We start from the raw sequence: 19,801 nt of genomic DNA, 5'->3' as shown, positions 1-19,801 counted from the left end.
CTGGCTTCGGCTCGCGCTCAAACCCACTCCACATCTCCGAGGAAGATATAGCCCGCGCCATAGATAGTTTTGATCAGGCGCGGGTTCTTCGGATCTTCGCGAAGCTTCGTGCGCAGCCGCGAGATGCGCACATCCATGGCCCGGTCGAAACTCTCGCCCGCCGCGCCGCCGAGGCTCTCTTGCATGTGCGCGCGGGTGATCAGCCGTTTCGGGCTTTCCAGAAATAGCCGGAGCACTTCTCCCTCTGCATGGGAGAAAGGGGTTTCCTGCGCCTCGGCATCTTCCAGCGCGTAGCGGTCGAAATGCGCGGTCCATCCGGCGAAACGGGCGGTCTCGCCGCGCGAGGGCGCGGCGCGTGGGCCGCGCAGCCGGGCGCGGACCCGCGCCACCACCTCGGCCGGATCGAAAGGTTTGATGATGTAGTCATCCGCGCCCAGCTCCAGCCCGGTCACCCGATCCTGCACCTGGGCGCGCCCCGAGACGATGATCACCACCGCCCCCTGTTCCAGCGCCAGCCGGTGCACAAGACTCAGGCCGTCGCGATCCGGCAGGCTCAGATCGACCAGGCAGACGTCGGGCGTGGCGCGCTTCAGCGCCGCCTCGAACTCGGTAGCGCGCGCAAAGGCCATGGTGCGGAAACCGGCCTCGGTCAGCGCCTCCGACAGGATCGCGCGGATTGCAGGCTCGTCGTCGAGGATTGAGATCAGCGGCGCGCTCATGTCTCCGCCCCGCTCAGGAAGGTGGCGAGCTGGCCTTGGGTGAAGGGCTTGGCGATCACCGGGGCCGCGGCCTCGGCGGCGGCGCGGCGCGGATCGCCTGGCGGCAGCGAGGTCATCAACCGCACGTCGAGCCCGGGGAGGGCGGTGGGCAGGGCCGAGCCGGGCGCGTCGCCCTCGAGCATCAGGTCCGACAGCACCAGCTCGAGCGGCAGTCCCTCGGCCAGCGCGCAGGCCTCGGCGACCGAGCTCGCCTCGACCACCGCGTGACCGAGGCCGGTGAGCATGTCGCGGAGCTGGGCGCGCAGCTCGGTGTCATCCTCGACCAGCAGTGCCAGCCCGCGCGGACGGTCCTGCGCAAGCGGCGCGCGGCGCAGCGGCAGGCGCAGGGTGACCCTGGCGCCTGGTCCGGTGTTGCCGATCTTGATCGTCCCGCCTGCCAGCTTGACCATGTCGTAGACCATCGCCAGCCCCAGCCCCGTTCCGGAGCCGCCCTTGGTGGTGAAGAAGGGATCGAGCCCGTGTTTCAGCGCCTCGGGCGAGAACCCCGGGCCACTGTCACTCACCGCCAGTTCCAGCCAGGTGTCCTTGACGGTGCGCATCTCGATTCGGATCCGCCCGCCCGCCGCGCCGCAGGCGTCCCGCGCGTTGAGCACGAGGTTCAGCGCGGCATCCTGCAGCAGCCCGAGGTCGAGCAGGAAGGCGCCCTCTGGTGCGGGCGAGATCTCCAGCGTGACGTTCTCTGGCAAGGTCGGACCCGTCAGCACCTGCAGGTCGCGCAGGAAGTCCGCGGGCGATACGGGCTCGGGAGTCCAGGCGCGGTGCGAGGTGATCCCGGCGATCCGGTCCAGCAGATCGCCGCCGCGCCGCGCCGCCTGCAGCGTGCCCGCCGCCAGGTCCGCGGCCTCGGGCGGCAGCTCCATGCGCGCCAATTTCGATTGCATGCCGAGGATGATGGTCAGAAGGTTGGAAAAGTCATGCGCCAGCCCCGAGGTGAGCTGCGACGCCAGCTCGCGCCGCCGGGCGTGCTGCAGGGCGGCGCGGGCCTGCGTCTCTTCGGTCACGTCGAGCGAGAGAATATAGACCCCGCGCTCCGCTGGATCGGGCGTGAAGACAGCGCGTATGCGTCGCGATGAGCCGTCGTCGGTGAATTCGAAGATGCTCTGCGCACCCTCGAGCGCGCGCTCGAGATGCGGGCGCACCTTGGCGTAGGCCGGCCCCAGGGCCTCGGAAATATGCAGCCCGGTGATCTCCGAGGGTCGCCCCGGCATCACCTGCGACAAGCGGCGGTTGGAATAGGTGTAGCGCCCCGAGGCATCCACCCGGGCGATATGGGCGGGCATCATCTCGGTGGTGAGGCGGGTGCGCGCTTCCATCTCGGTCAGCTCGCGTCGCGCCTCTTCCAGTGCCGCATTGGTGGCCGCGAGCTGGCGGTTGCTGGCCGCCAGCGCCTCGGAGCGGCGGATCACCTCTTCGGACAGCAGCTCGGAGCGGGTGCGCAGCAGCGCCTCCTGCGCCTTCACGGCGGTGATGTCGGTATAAACCGTGACCCAGCCGCCCTGCGGCAGCGGTGCCCCTTCGACCGAGATGGTCCGGCCGTTCGCGCGCGTGCGCTCCATATAGTGCGGGGCAAAGGCGCGGGCCTGCTCGACCCGCGCCCGGATGAAATCCTCGGGATCGTCCACCGTGCCATATTCGCCCGCGCTCACGAGGTGGCGGATGGTGTCCTCGAAGCAGGCGCCGGGCCGTGTGAGCCGCTCGGGCAGGTCGAACATCTGCGCGAAGGGGCGGTTGCAGACAGCCAGCTTCAGCTCGCGATCATAGATCGAGAGCGCCTGCTGGATCAGGTTCAGCCCTGCCTGTGTGAGCGCGTCCTTGTCCATGAAATCTCCTCCAACCCAAGGGCTAGCACCCTGCCGCCGCCGAGAGAAGCGCGCCGCGACGTCGCAGGCTGCGCCGGCGTTTCTTCCGGGTGAAAATATCGATGGGCGTCGGAGAAAGGCAAAAGGCAGCGGTCCAGCTCCGCGCTCTGTGGCGCGTTACAATTCGTTAGATTCGGGCAAAGATCACGAAAACATTGACCGTCAGGCTGGCCGAACCCCTTAATGGGGCTGACTCGCGAAACAGCGCGTCACAGGCCGCGGAGGAGGTGGCCTGTGACGTCCGGGAGACGACAAGATCCCGGGAGCCTAGGGAGGAGACACTTTGGCTTACATGTCCGAGGGCGCGGCTGGTCTGCGCTCCGTTCCGGCCTTGTTGCAGCGCAATGCATCGCGCTTCGCAGGCAGGCCCGCCTATCGGGAGAAGGAATTCGGTATCTGGCAGAGCTGGAGCTGGGCCGAGACGCAGGAGGAGATCGAGGCCTTTGCGCTGGGTCTGCTGAACCTCGGCGTGGCGCCGGGCGACCACGTGGCGGTCATCGGGCGCAACCGTCCGACGCTCTACTGGTCGATGGTCGCGGCGCAGATGGCCGGGGCCGTGCCGGTGCCGCTCTACCAGGACGCGGTCGCCGAAGAGATGGAATACGTGCTGCAGCACTGCGGCGCGCGGTTCGTCATCGCCGCCGACCAGGAACAGGTCGACAAGGTCATCGAGATCCAAGACGACCTGAAGCAGTTCGAGCACATGATCTACGTCGACCCGCGCGGCATGCGGAAATACGACCACCGCGCCCTGCACGACTACGCCCACGTGCAGGCGCAGGGCCGCGCCGCCCGGGACGAGCTGATCGGCGAGCTCGAGCGCCGCCGCGATGGCTTGGGCTACGACGACACCTGCGTGATGCTGTACACCTCGGGCACCACCGGCAAGCCCAAGGGCGTGGTGCTGTCGAACCGCAATATCATCGAGACCGCCAAGTCTTCGTCCGAATTCGACCACCTGACCCCCGGCGAGGAGGTTCTGGCCTACCTGCCGATGGCCTGGGTCGGCGATTTCATCTTCTCGATCGGGCAGGCCTATTGGAACGGGTTCTGCGTGAACTGCCCCGAGTCCGCCGAAACGATGATGACCGACCTGCGCGAGATCGCGCCAAGCTATTATTTTGCGCCGCCAAGGGTTTTCGAAACGCAGCTCACGCAGATCATGATCCGGATGGAGGATGCGGGCTCGATCAAGCGCAAGCTCTTCCACCACTTCCTGAGCCACGCCAAGGTGGTCGGGCCGAAGATCCTCGACGGCAAGCCGGTGGGTCCGATGGAGCGTCTGAAGTATGCGCTTGGCGAGTTCATGGTCTACGGGCCGCTGAAAAACACGCTTGGCTTCAGCCGGGTCCGCGTCGGCTACACCGCGGGCGAGGCGATCGGGCCCGAGATCTTCGATTTCTACCGGGCGCTGGGGATCAACCTCAAGCAGCTCTACGGCCAGACCGAGGCCTCGGTCTTCATCACCCAGCAGCCCGACAACGAGGTGCGCCCCGACACCGTCGGCGTGCCATCGCCCGGCGTCGAGATCCGCATCGCCGAGAGCGGCGAGGTCTTCTACCGCTCGCCCGGTGTCTTCGTCGAATACTACCAGAATCCCGACAGTACCGCGGGCACCAAGGACGCCGAGGGCTGGGTCGCCACCGGCGACGCGGGCTTCATCGAGAAGGCGACGGGCCACCTGCGCATCATCGATCGGGCGAAGGACGTGGGCAAAATGGCGGGTGGCGCGCTTTTCGCGCCCAAGTACGTCGAGAACAAGCTGAAGTTCTACCCCAACATCCTCGAGGCTGTGGTCTTCGGCAATGGCCGCGATCGCTGCACTGCCTTCATCAACATCGACCTCACCGCGGTGGGCAACTGGGCCGAGCGCAACAATATCGCCTATGCCTCCTACCAGGAGCTGGCCGGGCATCCGCAGGTGCTCGACACGATCCAGCGCCATGTCGAGGAGGTGAACGCCTCGATTGCACAGGACGAGATGCTCTCGGGCTGCCAGATCCACCGCTTCCTTGTGCTGCACAAGGAACTGGACGCTGACGACGGCGAGCTCACACGCACCCGCAAGGTGCGCCGCAATATCATCGCCGAGAAATTCGCCGATCTGCTGACCGCCCTCTATGACGGCTCGGAGAGCATCTACACCGAGACCGAGGTCACCTACGAGGACGGGCGCAAGGGGCGGATCAAGGCGACGCTGGCGATCCGCGATGCGCAGGTGGTGCCGGTGGCACCGATCAAGGTGGCAGCGGAATGATGGACGGGTCGGACCAGCGTGTTTGGGGGAACAATGAAAGGCAGGATGCCGTGAAGGATGCCAGCAAGGACGGGGGCTATGTCACCGAGGACGGGCGGCAGATCGGCGGCGTGCTGATGGAGCTGCGGAATATCACGCTCAAGTTCGGTGGGGTCGTCGCGATCAAGGACATCTCCTTCGACATCCGCGAGGGCGAGATCCGGGCGATCATCGGCCCGAACGGGGCGGGCAAGTCCTCGATGCTCAACATCATCTCGGGCTTCTACACGCCGTCGGAGGGCGAGCTGTGGTACAAGGGTTCGAAACGCCCGCCGATGAAGCCCTACGAGGTGGCGCGGCTCGGCGTGGCGCGGACGTTCCAGAACATCGCGCTCTTCGAGGGGATGACGGTGCTCGACAACGTCATGACCGGACGGCTGACCCACATGAAAGCGGGCATTGCCAGTCAGGCGATCTGGTGGGGCAAGGCGCGGGACGAGGAAATCGCCAACCGCGAGATCGTCGAGAAGGTCATTGATTTCCTTGAAATCCAGAACATCCGCAAGACGCCGGTTGGGCGGCTGCCCTACGGCCTGAAGAAGCGGGTGGAACTGGCGCGGGCGCTGGCCGCAGAGCCGTCGCTGCTGCTGCTCGACGAGCCGATGGCGGGGATGAACGTCGAGGAGAAGGAGGACATGAGCCGTTTCATCCTCGACGTGAACGACGAGTTCGGCACCACCATCTGCCTGATCGAGCACGACATGGGCGTGGTCATGGATCTGTCGGACCGGGTGGTGGTCATGGACTACGGCAAGAAGATCGGTGACGGGCCTCCCGAGGAGGTGCGGCAAAACCAGGACGTGATCGACGCCTATCTCGGCGTGGCGCATTGAAGGAGCAGGCGACATGCTGAACGACATCTTCATCCAGCCCTTCGTGGATATGTTCTCCGCGCCGGACTTCCTGCTGCAGGTGCTCTGGGAGGGGCTCGTCTCGGGCATCCTCTACGCGCTGATCGCACTTGGTTTCGTGCTGATCTTCCGCTCGAGCCGGATCTTCAACTTCGCGCAGGGGATCATGGTGGTCTTTGCCGCGCTGACGCTCGTCGGGCTGCACGCGATGGGGGTGCCTGCCTGGATCAGCGTGGGGCTGACGCTGGCGGTGATGTTCGTCCTCGCGGTCACCATCGAGCGGGTCGTGCTGCGGCCGCTGGTCGGCCAGCCCGACATCATCCTCTTCATGGCCACCATCGGCATCACGCTCTTTCTGATCGGCTTCGGCGAGATCATCTTCGGCGGAGAGAACAAGGTGATGATCACCGAGGAGCTGGGCATCCCGACCGACTCGGTGGTGCTGGAACCCTGGGGCGGGCTGCTGATCCTCGAACAGAAAGACATCACGGCGGTCGTCGTGGCGGGGCTTCTGGTGGTCGCGCTGCTGCTGTTCCTCGGCAAGACCCGCATGGGCCGCGCCATCCGCGCGCTTGGCGACGACCATCAGGCGGCGCTTTCGGTGGGCATCTCGCTGCAGACGATCTGGGTGCTGGTCTGGTTCATCGCGGGCATCATCGCGCTGGTCACCGGCATCGCCTGGGGCGCCCGGGCCGGGGTGAGCTTCGCGCTGGAAGTCATTGCTTACAAAGCGCTTCCGGTGCTGATGCTGGGTGGTCTCGAGAGCATCACCGGGGCAATCATCGGCGGGCTGATGATCGGGATGCTCGAAAAGCTCTTCGAGATCTACTGGGGCCAGCCGCTGATGGGCGGCAATACCGAGACCTGGTTCGCCTTTGTGCTGGCGCTGATCGTGCTGCTGTTCCGCCCGCAGGGGCTGTTCGGAGAGCGCATCATCGAAAGGGTCTAGACAGTCTCCCGGCGGCGCTCCGCAGCGCCGGGAGAAGCTGAAAGCGGATGCGCTCCCGTGGGATGCAGGTGCGCGTCGACAAAACCAAAGGGGAGAACGCAATGGCAAAACTCGTGGCGATCCTGAACGTGGTGGCCTGGGCGGGCTTCTGGGCCTTCGGCTACCTCGCGCTGTCCGGCACCGAGGGGCACGTGCTGCCGGCGTTGCTGCTGGCGGCGGCGGGCGCCGGGGTGGGGCTCAAAGCCTGGTTCTGGCTGGTGCGTCACTCGGAGGCGACCGGCTACGCCGTGCCGCCGAAGCGCGCCTACCCGGAAGAGACGCACGGGCCCGCCTGAGGGCGTCCCGGCAGAGACACGAGGACCGCGTGATCGGGGAAGAGGAGCCCCGGACCCGCGGCCGGACCTGAAGGAGCGGCGCAGCGGCGCCGGGAGAGGGAGAAACCGATGCTCTATCGCACGGCGGGGCAATTCAAGACGAGCTACAAGTCGGACATGGCGCTGTTCCCGGTCCGCCAGGACGCGGTGCTGCTGATGGTGATCCTCGGCTTTGCCTGGGTGGTCTTTCCGCTCACGGCCAGCGAGTTCGCCTTCCAGACATTGCTGATCCCTATCCTGATCTACGCGCTGGCGGCGCAGGGGCTGAACATTTTGACCGGCTACGCCGGGCAGCTGTCGCTGGGCACCGCGGCCTTCATGGGGGTCGGCGCCTATGCCTGCTACAAGCTGGTGACGCTATTTCCATGGATGAACCCGATCATCGCCATCCTGCTGTCGGGCTTCTTCAGCGCTGGCGTGGGCGTCGCCTTCGGCATTCCTTCTTTGCGGATCAAGGGGTTTTACCTCGCAATTGCCACGCTGGCGGCGCAGTTCTTCCTGGTCTGGCTGTTCGAGAAATGGGGCTGGCTCTACAACTACAACGCCTCGGGTGCGATCCAGGTGCCGAACCTCGACATGTTCGGGCTTTACGTCGCCGGCCCGCAAGCCAGCTCGATCACCCAGTACTACGTGGTGCTGGCGGTGGTCACGCTGATGACCGTGCTCTGCATCAACCTCACCCGCGGCACGCTGGGGCGCAGCTGGAAGGCGACGCGCGACATGGACATCGCCGCTGAGCTCATCGGCATCAACCTGATGCGTTCGAAGCTGACAGCCTTTGCGGTCTCGTCCTACGTGGTGGGCGTGGCGGGCGCGCTCTTCGTCTTCATGTGGCGCGGCGCGGCCGAGCCCAACCTCTTCGACATTCCGCTGAGCTTCCGTATCCTCTTCATCGCCATCATCGGCGGGCTGGGATCGATCCTCGGCAACTACCTGGGCGCGATCCTCATCGTCGGCCTGCCGGTCGTGCTCGGCACGGTGCCGCAGGCGCTGGGGCTGCCGATCAGCTCGGCCACGGTCGAGCATCTCAACATCATGATCGTCGGCGCGCTCATCGTCTTTTTCCTGATCATCGAGCCGCACGGGCTCGCGCGTCTCTGGGCGCTGATCCGGGAGAAGCTGATCATCTGGCCCTTCCCGCACTGAGGAGACGCGGGCCGGGCTTTCCATATCATCGAAGATCTCAGGGAGGAGACAGGATGAAAACGTTGACCAGACTTGCGGGGGCCGCGGCGCTTGGTGCCCTGATGGCCGGGAGTGCCATGGCCGAGGGGCTTTACGCGCCGAACCTCGCCTATCGGACCGGGCCTTTCGCGGCGACCGGCATCCCGCTGATGAACGGGCAGAAGGACTACATGGAGCTGATGAACGCGCGCGACGGCGGCATCGGCGGCATCGCCATCGACTTCGACGAATGCGAGACCGGTTATTCCACCGAAAAGGGCGTCGAGTGCTACGAGAAGACCAAGGGCAAGGCGATCGTGACCCAGCCCTGGTCCACCGGCATCACCCTGCAGGTGCTGCCCAAGACCAACGTGGACGAGATCCCGATCCTCGCCCCGGGCTACGGCTTCTCGCCGATGGCCGACGGCAAGGTGTTCCAATGGGCCTTCAACACGCCGCTGAGCTACTGGGACGGCGCCTCGATCCTGATCCGCTACCTGGGCGAGCAGGGCGACCTCAGCGGCAAGAAGATCGCCTTCCTGCATCTCGATCACCCCTTCGGCAAGGAGCCGCTGCCCTATCTCGAGGCGGCCGCAGAGGCGCAGGGCTTCGAGCTGGTGCCGATCCCCGTGGGTCTCAAGGAAATGCAGAACCAGTCGGCGCAATGGCTGCAAATCCGCCGCGAGCGCCCGGACTACGTGATCATGTGGGGCTGGGGCGCGATGAACGCCGGGGCAATCACCGAGGCCGTGAAGACCAAGTTCCCGATGGAGAACATGCTGGGCGTCTGGTGGGCCGGGCATGACGCCGACCTCAAGATCGTCGGCGAGGACGGCAAGGGCTACAAGTCCGTCAGCTGGTCGTTCCCCAATCCCGAGGCGCCGATCATGGCCGACCTGCAGAAATACGTGGTCGAGCCGGGCAACACCCAGAGCAACGCCGAAGAGATGTCGGGCGTCTTCTACTCGCGCGGTCTGGTCATCTCGATGATCCTCGGCGAGGGCATCCGGGTGGCGCAGGAGCACGCGGGCAAACCCGAGATCACGCCGGCGGACCTGCGCTGGGGGCTCGAGAACCTCGACATCACCGAGGAGCGGCTCGAGGAACTGGGCATGGCCGGCATGGTGCCGCCGTTCAGCACCTCCTGCGACAACCACACGGGCCACTCGGGTGGCTGGATTCTCGAATGGGACGGCGAGAAATTCGTCAAGGCGTCTGACCTGATCATGCCCGACAGCGACATGATCACCCCGCTTGAGCAAAAGGCGGCAATGGAATACGCCGACGCCAACCAGCCCTGGCCGGTGAACGAAGAGTGCGGCGGCTGAGCTGACACCTCCGGCGGCGGCGCGGGTGTCGCCGCCGGATTTCGCGGATTTGGGAAGAGAAGAAGATGCTGGACGGAGTGCGAAGCGATCAGACCTCGGCCCGCGACGGCGCGGCGCGCGACAGGCTGCTCGAGGTCAACAATATCGAGGTGATCTACAACCACGTGATCCTCGTTCTCAAGGGCGTGTCGCTCTCGGTGCCGCAGGGCGGGATCACCGCGCTTCTGGGCGGCAACGGCGCGGGGAAGACCACCACGCTGAAGGCGATCTCGAACCTGCTGCAGTCCGAACGCGGCGAGGTGACCAAGGGCACGATCTCCTATCGCGGCGAGCGGGTGCAGGACCTCGACCCGGCGGCGCTGGTCAAGCGCGGGGTGATCCAGGTGATGGAGGGGCGGCATTGCTTCGAGCACCTGACGGTCGAGGAAAACCTGATGACCGGCGCCTTTACACGGCGCGACGGGAAAGCCGCCGTGTTGCGCGATCTCGAGATGGTCTACGACTATTTCCCGCGGCTCAAGGAGCGGCGGAAGTCGCAGGCCGGCTACACCTCGGGAGGCGAGCAGCAGATGTGCGCCATCGGCCGTGCCCTGATGTCGCGCCCAGAGATGGTGCTGCTGGACGAGCCCTCGATGGGGCTGGCGCCGCAGCTGGTCGAGCAGATCTTCGAGATCGTGAAAGCGGTCAACGAGGGCGAGGGCGTCTCCTTCCTGCTGGCCGAGCAGAACACCAACGTGGCGCTGCGCTACGCGCATTACGGCTACATCCTCGAGAACGGCCGGGTGGTGATGGACGGGCCGGCGCAGGCGCTGCGCGAGAACCCGGACGTGAAGGAATTCTACCTCGGCGTGTCTGACGAGGGGCGCAAGTCGTTCCGCGACGTGCGCTCCTACCGCCGCCGCAAACGGTGGCTGGCGTGAATGCGTGCCTTCCTCGCGCTGCCTTTGCCCGAGCCGCTGATCCCGCCGCTGCTGGCGGTGCAGGAGGCTCTGCCGGTGGGGCGCGCGGTGCCCGAGGAGAACCTGCATGTGACGCTGGCCTTCCTCGGCGAGGTGGCGGAGGCGGAGCTGCGGGAGCTGCACCTCGAGCTGGAGGGGCAGGCGCTGCCGGGGTGCTGGTTGCGGGTGACCGGGCTCGAGAGTTTCGGCGGGCGTGCGACCCGGCTATTGGCAGCGGAGATCGCGTGCGAGCCGGGGCTGGTCGCCCTGCAAGGGCGCGTCGTGCGGGCCTGCCGGGCGGCGGGCATCGAACTCGAGCGGCGGCGGTTCCGGCCGCATGTGACACTGACGCGCTTCGGTGCGGGGCTGCGCGGCGAGGCGCTGGCGCGGTTTGAACGGGCGGTGGCGGGGCAGGTTGCGCTCGCCACCGGGGCAGAGGCGGCAGAGGAGCTGCGGCTCGTCGCTTCGACGCTGACCCCCGAGGGGGCCATCTACGAGACATTGGCGGCCTATGCGCTGCCACTCCCGCCCGGTGCTGCCGGCGACGGGGCAGGTTAGGACTGGGCTGGAAGGGAGGCTCGGATGAGCGGTTACTACGACGATCTGGAGACGCGCAGCGCGGCGGAGCGCGCCGCGGCGCTGGCCGAGGCGCTGCCCGAGCAGATCGCCCGGGCGCAGGCGCTGCCGGGCTATGCGGAGCTGCTGGCGGGGGTGGATGCGGCAAGCGTCACCACCCGCGAGGCGCTCGCGGCCTTGCCGGTGCTGCGCAAGTCCGACCTCGGCCGCGCGCAGAAGGGCGCTGCGCCCTTCGGCGGGTTCACCACGCGGCCCGTGTCGGGCTTTGCGCATGTCTTCCAGTCGCCGGGGCCGATCTACGAGCCGGGTGGCATCGCGCACGACTGGTGGCGGCTCGGGCGCTTCCTGCATGCGGCGGGCATCGGCACGGGCGACATCGTGCAGAACTGCTTCGGCTATCACCTGACCCCCGCCGGGATGATCTTTGAAAGCGGGGCTCGGGCGGTCGGCGCGGCGGTGCTGCCCGCCGGCACCGGCCAGACCGAGCTGCAGGTGCAGGCGGCAGCGGACGTGGGGGTCACCGCCTACGCGGGCACGCCGGACTATCTGAAGATCATCCTCGACAAGGCTGAGGCCATGGGCGTGGAGCTCGGGATCACCAAGGCGGCGGTCTCGGGTGGGGCGCTCTTCCCCTCGCTGCGGGACTTCTACGCCGCGCGCGGTATCGCCTGCCTGCAGTGCTATGCCACGGCCGATCTGGGCCTCATCGCCTACGAGACGCCGAGCATGGAGGGGATGATCGTCGACGAGCGGGTGATCGTCGAGATCGTCACCCCCGGCACCGGCGATCCCGTAGCCGAGGGCGAGGTCGGCGAGGTGGTGGTGACCACGCTCAACCCCGACTACCCGCTGATCCGCTTCGCCACCGGCGACATGTCGGCGGTGCTGCCGGGGGTGAGCCCCTGCGGACGCTCCAACATGCGCATTAAGGGCTGGATGGGACGCGCCGACCAGACCACGAAGATCAAGGGCATGTTCGTGCGCCCCGAGCAGGTGGCGGCTCTGGTCGCGCGCCATGCGGAGATTGGCCGGGCGCGGGTCGTCGCCAGCCGCGAGGGCGAAATGGACGTGATGACCGTGCGGATCGAGACCTCGGGGCAGGGCGGCGCGCCCGATGCCGGAGCCTTCGAGGCCAGCGTGACGGAGCTGCTGAAACTCAAGGGCAAGGTCGAGCTGGTGGCGCCCGGCGGGCTGCCTCGCGACGGCGTGGTGATCGAGGACGCGCGTAGCTACGAGTGACGGGGCCGTGCGCCTCGAGGCAGTCGGCCGCTCAGCGCAGCAGCGACGAGTAGAGAAGCAGGCCCCAAGGCTCCAGCGCCTTGTGGACCTGCGCCCAGCCGGTGCCGAAGGTGATCGGGTCGAACCTTGCGGCTTGCGCGATATCGCTCAGGCTGCGGCGACCGTCGACGCCAGCAAGCAGCGGCGCGGTGCCCTTGGGCAGCGTCAGCGTGGCCTGGACCCCACCTATCTTCACCGGCAGCGGACGGCCCTGCGCCACGGCCTTCGCAAGCGCCGCGCGCTGCACGCCACGCAGGTGCGGCACCAGCTTGCGGTCAGAGGGGGCGGCCCTGGTGTCCTCTGCCGCCGCGGGCACGGCATAGGCGGTGTGCATCCGGATGGTGCCGCGCAGCTTTTCCGCGGTGGCCATCTGGGTTGCCGCGTCCATCCCTTCGGGAACCTCGGTGATCTGAGCCAGATCGTAGAGCGCGGGCGTGGTGAAGCCGGCCAGCCGCCAGCCGGTCTGCGCGAGTGTCTGCAGAAGCTCGGGGACGGCGTAGCTGCGGTCCTGCCCGTGCAGCAGCAAATCGTAGAACCCGGCATCCGAGGCGTGGTGATCGCCGAGATTGCGGTTGGCGGCAAACGGATGTCCCTCGGGCAGATCGGCCACGAGCCGCTGCGCGCGGGCAAGGCGCTCTTGCGGCGCCAGCCCCTCGAAGAGCGCGCCGAATGCCTCCTGCAGCGGGTAGACGCCGGAGCGACCATAGGGCGCGTAGACCATGAAGCCGAGACCACCCCCGGGGGCGAGGGCGGCGCGCAGGGCGGCAAAGCCCGCCTTGGGGTCGGGCAGGTGGTGCAGCACGCCGCAGCAGTCGATGTAGTCGAAACTGCCGTAGTCCGCGGCGTCGAGCAGGCTGGCGGTGTGAAAGGTGATACCGCTGAGGCCGCGGACCTTGGCCCGCGCCTCGGCCACCCCGCGCGAGGCGGTCGAGAGGTCGAGGTAGGTGATCTTGTAGGGTTTCTTCGCCGCGGTCAGCAGAGTGGCGAGCTGGATCAGCCCGTCGCCAGTGCCGCCGCCCGCGACCAGCACCCGCAGCGGTTGCGACCAGTCGCGGCTGCCGCGCCACAGCCAGTGGTCCATCTCGAGCGGGTGCGAGGGCGAGCCTGTTATGAGCCGGGTGGTCTCGTCCTTCGGGTCACGCTCGGGATAGGGGTAGCTCTCGTACTGTTCCTTGACCGTGACCATGCGCTCTCCCTTTCCGTGCGGACGTTCTGGCACGGCAGGGCAGATAGGCCAAGCCTCAGCGTGACTTGCGGGCGATCTCGAGCTTTGTTTCGAGCAGCGCCATGTCCTTTATGAGACGGCGGCGCTGGTCCCGGTCGGAGGTTTCGCGCAGCGCCTCGCGCAGGGTTGCGAGCTCGCGGGTGAGCGCCACCGCCTGCGGCACGGCGCCATTGTCCTTGAGAATGCGGGTCAGCACCGCGTTTTCCGGATCGTCGCACTCGGGCAGCGGCTTTCCCGCCCCGGGCAGGTTCTCAAAGGCGCCCTCGGCTTCGGCCTTGGCGATGCGGGCATTGATCAGGTCGATGAGCGGGTGATCCATGGTGGGGATATGCGTGCGCAAAGAGAGGTGAGCGGAATGGAGGCAAGCATAGCGCGGCGACCGGCGCGGAGAAAGGGGGGCGACTGGCCCCGCTCCGCGCCGGTGCGGCCCTGGGCTATTTCTCAGGGCTTTTTCTTCATCGCGTCCAGCAGCGCCGCGCCGAGCGCGCCTTGACCGCCGCCCTTGCCACCTTTCGGCGCGGCGCTCATCGGCCCGCGCGGGGCGTTGCCGCCGCGGCCTCCGCCTGCGCCGCTTTTGCCGCGCGGGCCCTTGTCGGGGGCGCCGCGCCGCTCCTGCGCGGCCTCGCGGCCCGCGCCGTCCTTGCGCATCGAAAGGCCGATGCGCTTGCGCGGCACATCGACCTCGGTCACCCGCACCTTCACCACGTCGCCGGCCTTCACCACCTCATGCGGGTCCTTGACGAAGCGGTCGGCGAGCTGGCTGACGTGCACCAGCCCGTCCTGATGCACCCCGATGTCGACAAAGGCACCGAAGGCGGCAACATTGGTCACCGTGCCTTCGAGTATCATGCCGGGGCGCAGGTCGGTGATCTCTTCCACGCCATCGGTGAAGCTGGCGGTGACGAAATCGGGTCGCGGGTCGCGGCCGGGCTTTTCCAGTTCCGACAGGATGTCTCGCACCGTGGGCAGGCCGAAGGCACCATCGACGAACTCCTCGGCGCGCAGGCCCTTGAGCGCCTGCGGCTGGCCCATGATCTGCCGTATGTCGCGGCCACAGGCGGCGACGATCTTGCGCGCCACGCCGTAGGCTTCGGGGTGCACAGAGGAGGCATCGAGCGGCTCGGCCCCGTCGCGGATGCGTAGGAATCCGGCGCATTGCTCGAAGGCCTTCGGCCCCAGCCCCGCCACCTTCAGCAGTGCCTTGCGCGAAGAGAAAGCGCCGGTGCTGTCGCGGTGGCTGACGATGGATTGCGCCAGCGACGGGCCGAGGCCCGCCACATGGGCGAGCAACGGCGCCGAGGCCGTATTGAGATCGACCCCCACGGCGTTCACCGCATCCTCGACCACTGCCTCGAGCGACTGCGCCAGTTTGCGCTGGTCGACGTCGTGCTGGTACTGGCCGACGCCGATGCTTTGGGGTTCGATCTTCACCAGTTCGGCCAGCGGGTCCTGCAGGCGGCGGGCGATCGACACGGCACCCCGCAGCGAGACGTCGAGGTCGGGGAACTCCTTCGCTGCGGTCTCAGAGGCCGAATAGACCGAGGCGCCGGCCTCGGAGACCACCACCTTGGTCGGCTTTTTCACGCTCGCGGGCAGCAGTTTCAGCACGTCGCCCACCAGCCGTTCGGTCTCGCGGCTGGCGGTGCCGTTGCCGATGGCGATGAGCTCGATCTTGTGACGCGAGATCAGCTCCATGAGCGCGGCGGTGGCACCGCGCGTGTCGTTCTTCGGCTGGAAGGGATAGATCGTTGCGGTGTCGAGCAGCTTGCCGGTGGCGTCCACCACGGCGCATTTCACCCCGGTGCGGATGCCGGGATCGAGGCCCAGCGTCGCCTTCGACCCGGCGGGGGCGGCGAGCAGCAGGTCCTTGAGGTTGCGGGCAAAGACGTTGATCGCCTCTTCATGGGCGCGGCGGCGCAGCTCGGTCATCAGGTCGACATACATGGAAAGGCTCAGCTTCACGCGCCATGTCCAGTCGGCAACCCCGCGCAGCCATTGATCGCCCGGCGTGTTGCCGCGAATGCCGATGGCGCTTGCCACGATGTCCTCGCCGCGGCGGGTCGAGACCTCGGGGTCGGGCGCGATGTCGACAGTGACCACCTCTTCCTTCGAGGCGCGCAGGATCGCCAGCGCGCGGTGCGAGGGGATATCGGCCCATTTCTCGCGGTGGTCGAAATAGTCGGAGAACTTGGCGCCCTCCTGCTCCTTGCCGGGCGCGACCTTGGCCGAGATGAAGGCCTCGGCACGCATGAACTCGCGCAGGCTGCCGAGGAGAGCGGCGTTCTCGGTCAGCTCCTCGCCGAGGATGTCCCGGGCGCCTTCCAGCGCGGCCTTCGCGTCGGCGACGTTTTCCCCGAGATATGCCTCGGCCAGCTTGGCAGGATCGGCGGTACGGTCGCTCTCGATGGCCCGGAGCAGCGGCTCGAGCCCGTTCTCGCGGGCGATCATTGCCCGGGTGCGGCGCTTGGGCTTGTAGGGCAGGTAAATGTCCTCGAGCGTGGCCTTGGTCTCGGCCCCGGCGATGGATTTCTCGAGCGCGTCGGTGAGCTTGCCCTGCTCCTTGATCGACTCGCGGATGGCTTTTCGGCGGCTTTCGAGCTCGCGCAGGTAGGTGAGGCGCTCGGCGAGATTGCGCAGCTGGGTGTCGTCGAGCCCGCCGGTGACTTCCTTGCGGTAACGCGCCACGAAAGGCACCGTGGCGCCGCCGTCGAGCAGCTCCACCGCCGCCGTCACCTGCTTTGGACTGGCCTGGATTTCCCGGGCGATGGTGCTGGCGATACGGGTCTGGGTGTCCACGGGGGCGGTCTCCTTTGGGTCTTCGGGAAGGCCGGTGTAGCCCCGCCGCGCGGCTGCGCCAAGAGGCCGCGTTGGGGGCGGCTGATCCTTGCGCGAAAGGGCCGGGTGCAACGTGAGCGGGGCGGGCGCCTGCCCGGCGCCTCCGGCTTGATTCCGGGCGGGTGACGCGATGCGTCTAGTGCACCGACCTTGCCCGCCCCGCCAGCCAGCGCTCGTAGTCGCGCTGCGCGCTCTCCAGCGTCTCGACGTTCAGCGTGCGAGTTGTGAAGGCGCGCGACAGCGCCTTCACCCGCTTGTTGAGCGCCGGGCCAATGTCCTCGCCGTCCACACCGAGCTTATCGTAGAGCGACAGCAGCCGGTTCTGCACGGTGCGCAAGGACATGCCGCGTCGCTCGGCGATGAGCTTGTCCTGCAGCCCCAGTGCCAGATCCAGCAGCACCGCGTATTCGCTGTCGTCGAGCGCGTTGCGCGGCGAGGCACTGCGGCGCTGCAGACGGTGGATCTCGCGGTCCACCATGATCTGGCCCTCAAGCAGCACCGCGCGCAGCGCAAGCTTCAGCCGCTCGCGGGTGGCGGTCTTGAGCACGTAGCCATAGGCGCTGTCCTCGGGCACGATGCGGGAGATGCCGCGCAGGTAGGCCTCGTCGGAGTAATTCGACCAGAAGAGGATGCGCGTGCCCGGCCGCTCGGCCCAGATCGCGCGGGCCGCCTCGATGCCGTTGCGGCCATCCATCTGCAGGTCCATCACCACCGCCTCGATGCGGGCGGCGCGGGCCTCGGCCTCGCCCGCCGCCCCGTCGGTGGCGTGCAGCATTTCGGTCACCTCGGGCAGGGCCTCGGCGAGGGCGTCCTGGAGGTAGGAGGCGTGGAACTGGTCATCCTCGACAAGCAGGACTTTCATCGGGGCAGGACTTTCATGCGGACTGGTCTTTCATGCGGAGGTTTCGGGAAGGGTGACGGTGACGCGGGTGCCCGCATCCGCCACGATTTCGAGATCCGCGCCGATCAGGTGGGCGCGGGTGCGCAGGTGCGACAGGCCCGAGCGGCGGCCGATCTCTGGGTCGATACCGATGCCGTCGTCGCTGATGCAGATGCGCAGACGGTTCTGCGGCTCGGAGCTGACGGTGACGAGAATGCGCCGCGCGCCGGCGTGGCGGGCGGCGTTGTTGATCGCCTCCTGCGCGATACGGAAGAGCGCCGTGCGCTCGGTGGGGCCGAGACGGTCGGGGGCGCCATCTGTCTCGTCCTCGACATCCACCTCGACGGCCTCGGCGCCGACGGCGCGTTCAAGATGCACCCGGACCGCGTGGGCGAAGCCGAAAAGATCGAGCAGGGTGGGGACGGCGGTGTCGATCAGCGCGCGCAGGTCGTCGATCGTGTCGGTCACGCGTTCGGCCAACAGGTCGCGGTCGAGCGGCGCCTCGCCGGTCAGCTCGCGCAGGATGCGGGTGAGGTCGGCGAGCGTCTGGTCGTGCAGGTCCATGCCGATGCGTTGGCGCTCCTGCTCCAGAGTCTGGGTTAGCTCCAGCGCGCCCTGCCGCAGCCCCTCGGCCTGTTCCTGCGCGCGGGCGCGCATCTGCGCCGCCTGGCTGGCCTTGGCCGCACCGTGCAGCGCGTGGAACCAAGGCGCGAGCAGATCCGCCAGCGCCTGCGCCACAGGCACCTGCTCGGGGCCGTAGAACCCCTCTGTGCCATGCGAGAAATTGAGCGTGCCGGTGACCCGGCCCATGACCCGCAGCGGCACGTTGATCCGCGCGCGCAGCCGGTGGTTCAGGATCGGCTCGCAGCAGGCGCCGGGGAAGGTCTGCTGCGGATCCTCCATGGCATTGGCCGAGAGCATCGCGGCGCTGCGCCCCTGCAGCACGTCGCGCACCGGCGAATATTGCACGCGGGTGCGGCGCTGCGACCAGCGCGTCTCGATCCCCGCCTCGAAGCTCACCACCCAGCCGGGCGTGTCGTGCAGGCAGATGTCGACATGGCTGAAGGGCAACACGGTCGCTATCTCGGGCGCGACGGCGGTGAGCGCCGAGCCGATCTCGACCTCGCTCGAGAGCCGCGCGGACATCCGCTTGAAGGCCTCGGCAAAGACGCCGGCGGCGCCGGGCTGCACGCCCGAAGGCGCGCGGCGCGCGGGTACGGCCGCGGCCGTCTGCGGTGAACTCATGATCCCTCCCCACGCGCCTCCTCTTGCGCGTCTCCGCAAGATGGCTTGTCTTGGTGAAGAAGAAAACACCCTTTCCCGCAGTTGAGGTGCGGAAACCCGCAAGTGATCTGCGGGGGGCACACTTTACGTGCGGCCTCGGTCACGGCAGCATGCGAGTGCCCGTGGAGGACGGGCGTCCAGTGAACGTCCGGAATAGGGCGGTGGGAGGGAATATGACCAAGACAATGATGCTGCTCGGCGCGGCGGGGCTTGCCATGGCGGCAGGCGGCGCGTTCGCCGACACCTCGGGCAAGCGCATCGCGCTGTCCAACAACTACGCGGGCAACTCGTGGCGGCAGGCCATGCTGCAGACCTTCGAGGAGGTCGGCGCCAAGGCGGTCGAGGAGGGCGTGGTCGCTGCGGCGGATGCCTATACGACCTCCGAGAACCAGGCCACGGAGCAGGCCGCGCAGATCCAGAACATGATCCTGCAGGGCTATGACGCGATCATCCTGAACGCGGCCTCGCCGACGGCTCTGAACGGCGCCGTGGAGGAAGCCTGCAACGCGGGCGTCACCGTGGTCAGCTTCGACGGGATCGTCACCGCGCCTTGCGCCTGGCGCATCGCGGTGGACTTCAAGGCGATGGGCAAGGAACAGGTGGACTACCTTGCTTCCCGTCTGCCCGAGGGCGGCAACCTGCTGGAGATCCGGGGCCTTGCCGGCGTCTTCGTCGATGACGAGATCCACGCGGGCATCGAGGAAGGCGTGAGCGAGAACGACCAGTTCGAGATCGTCGGCTCGGTGCACGGGGACTGGGCGCAAGACGTGGCGCAAAAGGCCGTGGCGGGCGTGCTGCCTTCACTGCCCGACGTGGTTGGCGTGGTGACCCAGGGCGGCGACGGCTACGGCGCGGCGCAGGCCTTCAAGGCCGCCGGCCGCGACACCCCGCTGATCGTGCTCGGCAACCGCCAGGACGAGATGCAATGGTGGGCCGACCAGCGCGACGCCAACGGCTATGAGACGCTCTCGCTGTCGATCGCGCCGGGCGTGGCCTCGCTGGCCTTCTGGGTGGCGCAGCAGATCCTCGACGGGGCCGAGGTGCCCAAGGATCTGACCGTGCCCTTCCTGAAGGTGACGCAGGACACGCTGGACGAGGCGCTGGAGAGCACGCCCGAGGGGTCTGTCGCCAATACCGTCTATTCGCTCGACGACGCCAAGGGCGTGATCTCCGAGGCGATGTAAT

General features: G+C 67.6%; 17 protein-coding genes. 10 read left to right on the top strand and 7 right to left on the bottom strand.

Going from position 1 to position 19,801, the window contains the following annotated elements; translation table 11 throughout:
* Nucleotides 1–17: 17 nt before the first annotated feature.
* Both G0D83_RS02420 and G0D83_RS02415 read right to left on the bottom strand, forming a co-directional pair.
* Nucleotides 18–719, bottom strand: a complete 702-nt coding sequence (locus tag G0D83_RS02420) for a response regulator transcription factor (protein ID WP_108969089.1) — start codon at nt 717–719, stop codon at nt 18–20.
* Nucleotides 716–2,599, bottom strand: coding sequence for a PAS-domain containing protein (locus G0D83_RS02415; RefSeq protein ID WP_164189168.1), 1,884 nt, complete (start codon nt 2,597–2,599; stop codon nt 716–718). The genes G0D83_RS02420 and G0D83_RS02415 overlap by 4 nt, the downstream gene beginning before the upstream one ends.
* Before the next feature lie 331 nt (nt 2,600–2,930).
* Between G0D83_RS02415 and G0D83_RS02410 the strand changes: the two genes are divergently transcribed.
* The 9 genes from G0D83_RS02410 (at nt 2,931) to G0D83_RS02370 (ending at nt 12,353) form a co-directional block, all read left to right on the top strand.
* Nucleotides 2,931–4,895 carry an AMP-binding protein gene (locus tag G0D83_RS02410; RefSeq protein ID WP_164189358.1) on the top strand — a complete coding sequence of 655 codons (1,965 nt, stop codon included), beginning with the start codon at nt 2,931–2,933 and terminating at the stop codon, nt 4,893–4,895.
* Between the two features lie 116 nt (nt 4,896–5,011).
* Nucleotides 5,012–5,767 carry an ABC transporter ATP-binding protein gene (locus G0D83_RS02405; protein ID WP_370457144.1) on the top strand — a complete coding sequence of 252 codons (756 nt, stop codon included), beginning with the start codon at nt 5,012–5,014 and terminating at the stop codon, nt 5,765–5,767.
* Nucleotides 5,768–5,780: 13 nt separating this feature from the next.
* Nucleotides 5,781–6,734: a branched-chain amino acid ABC transporter permease gene (locus G0D83_RS02400; protein WP_108969094.1), complete on the top strand. Its 954-nt coding sequence runs from the start codon at nt 5,781–5,783 to the stop codon at nt 6,732–6,734.
* A 101-nt stretch (nt 6,735–6,835) separates the two neighbouring features.
* Complete coding sequence (locus G0D83_RS02395) at nt 6,836–7,069, top strand: hypothetical protein (protein ID WP_164189166.1); 234 nt, start codon at nt 6,836–6,838, stop codon at nt 7,067–7,069.
* 108 nt (nt 7,070–7,177) lie between these two features.
* Entirely contained in the window at nt 7,178–8,254 is a 1,077-nt protein-coding gene (locus G0D83_RS02390) for a branched-chain amino acid ABC transporter permease (RefSeq protein ID WP_108969096.1), read from the top strand.
* Between the two features lie 53 nt (nt 8,255–8,307).
* The gene (locus G0D83_RS02385) at nt 8,308–9,600 is read left to right on the top strand and encodes an ABC transporter substrate-binding protein (protein ID WP_164189164.1); all 1,293 of its coding nucleotides are present in this window, start codon (nt 8,308–8,310) and stop codon (nt 9,598–9,600) included.
* A gap of 65 nt (nt 9,601–9,665) precedes the next feature.
* The gene (locus G0D83_RS02380; protein ID WP_108969896.1) at nt 9,666–10,520 is read left to right on the top strand and encodes an ABC transporter ATP-binding protein; all 855 of its coding nucleotides are present in this window, start codon (nt 9,666–9,668) and stop codon (nt 10,518–10,520) included.
* A complete protein-coding gene (thpR, locus tag G0D83_RS02375) occupies nt 10,521–11,096 on the top strand; it encodes an RNA 2',3'-cyclic phosphodiesterase (protein ID WP_164189162.1) in 576 nt (191 codons plus the stop codon). It abuts the gene before it with no gap.
* A 24-nt stretch (nt 11,097–11,120) separates the two neighbouring features.
* Nucleotides 11,121–12,353, top strand: a complete 1,233-nt coding sequence (locus G0D83_RS02370) for a phenylacetate--CoA ligase family protein (protein WP_164189160.1) — start codon at nt 11,121–11,123, stop codon at nt 12,351–12,353.
* Between the two features lie 31 nt (nt 12,354–12,384).
* Here the strand turns inward: G0D83_RS02370 and G0D83_RS02365 are convergent, their stop codons facing one another.
* The 5 genes from G0D83_RS02365 to G0D83_RS02345 form a co-directional block, all read right to left on the bottom strand.
* A complete protein-coding gene (locus G0D83_RS02365) occupies nt 12,385–13,578 on the bottom strand; it encodes a bifunctional 2-polyprenyl-6-hydroxyphenol methylase/3-demethylubiquinol 3-O-methyltransferase UbiG (RefSeq protein WP_164189158.1) in 1,194 nt (397 codons plus the stop codon).
* 55 nt (nt 13,579–13,633) lie between these two features.
* Nucleotides 13,634–13,936, bottom strand: coding sequence for a DUF1992 domain-containing protein (locus G0D83_RS02360; RefSeq protein WP_164189156.1), 303 nt, complete (start codon nt 13,934–13,936; stop codon nt 13,634–13,636).
* Between the two features lie 122 nt (nt 13,937–14,058).
* Nucleotides 14,059–16,413 (bottom strand): Tex family protein, encoded by a 2,355-nt coding sequence (locus G0D83_RS02355; RefSeq protein ID WP_164189154.1) that lies wholly within the window; start codon nt 16,411–16,413, stop codon nt 14,059–14,061.
* A gap of 175 nt (nt 16,414–16,588) precedes the next feature.
* Complete coding sequence (locus G0D83_RS02350; RefSeq protein WP_108969109.1) at nt 16,589–17,314, bottom strand: response regulator; 726 nt, start codon at nt 17,312–17,314, stop codon at nt 16,589–16,591.
* A 30-nt stretch (nt 17,315–17,344) separates the two neighbouring features.
* Nucleotides 17,345–18,577, bottom strand: a complete 1,233-nt coding sequence (locus G0D83_RS02345; RefSeq protein WP_164189152.1) for an ATP-binding protein — start codon at nt 18,575–18,577, stop codon at nt 17,345–17,347.
* Between the two features lie 212 nt (nt 18,578–18,789).
* On the opposite strand from G0D83_RS02345, the gene G0D83_RS02340 reads away from it, so the two are divergent.
* Nucleotides 18,790–19,800 (top strand): ABC transporter substrate-binding protein, encoded by a 1,011-nt coding sequence (locus G0D83_RS02340; RefSeq protein WP_108969112.1) that lies wholly within the window; start codon nt 18,790–18,792, stop codon nt 19,798–19,800.
* The last annotated feature ends 1 nt before the right edge of the window (nt 19,801 follow it).

Origin of the sequence: Salipiger sp. PrR003, from assembly GCF_010500785.1 — a bacterium.
In the GTDB taxonomy this organism is placed as follows: Bacteria; Pseudomonadota; Alphaproteobacteria; order Rhodobacterales; family Rhodobacteraceae; genus Salipiger; species Salipiger pacificus_A.
The sequence above is the reverse complement of the archived record's forward strand: the minus strand, read 5'-3'. Positions and strand labels throughout refer to the sequence as shown.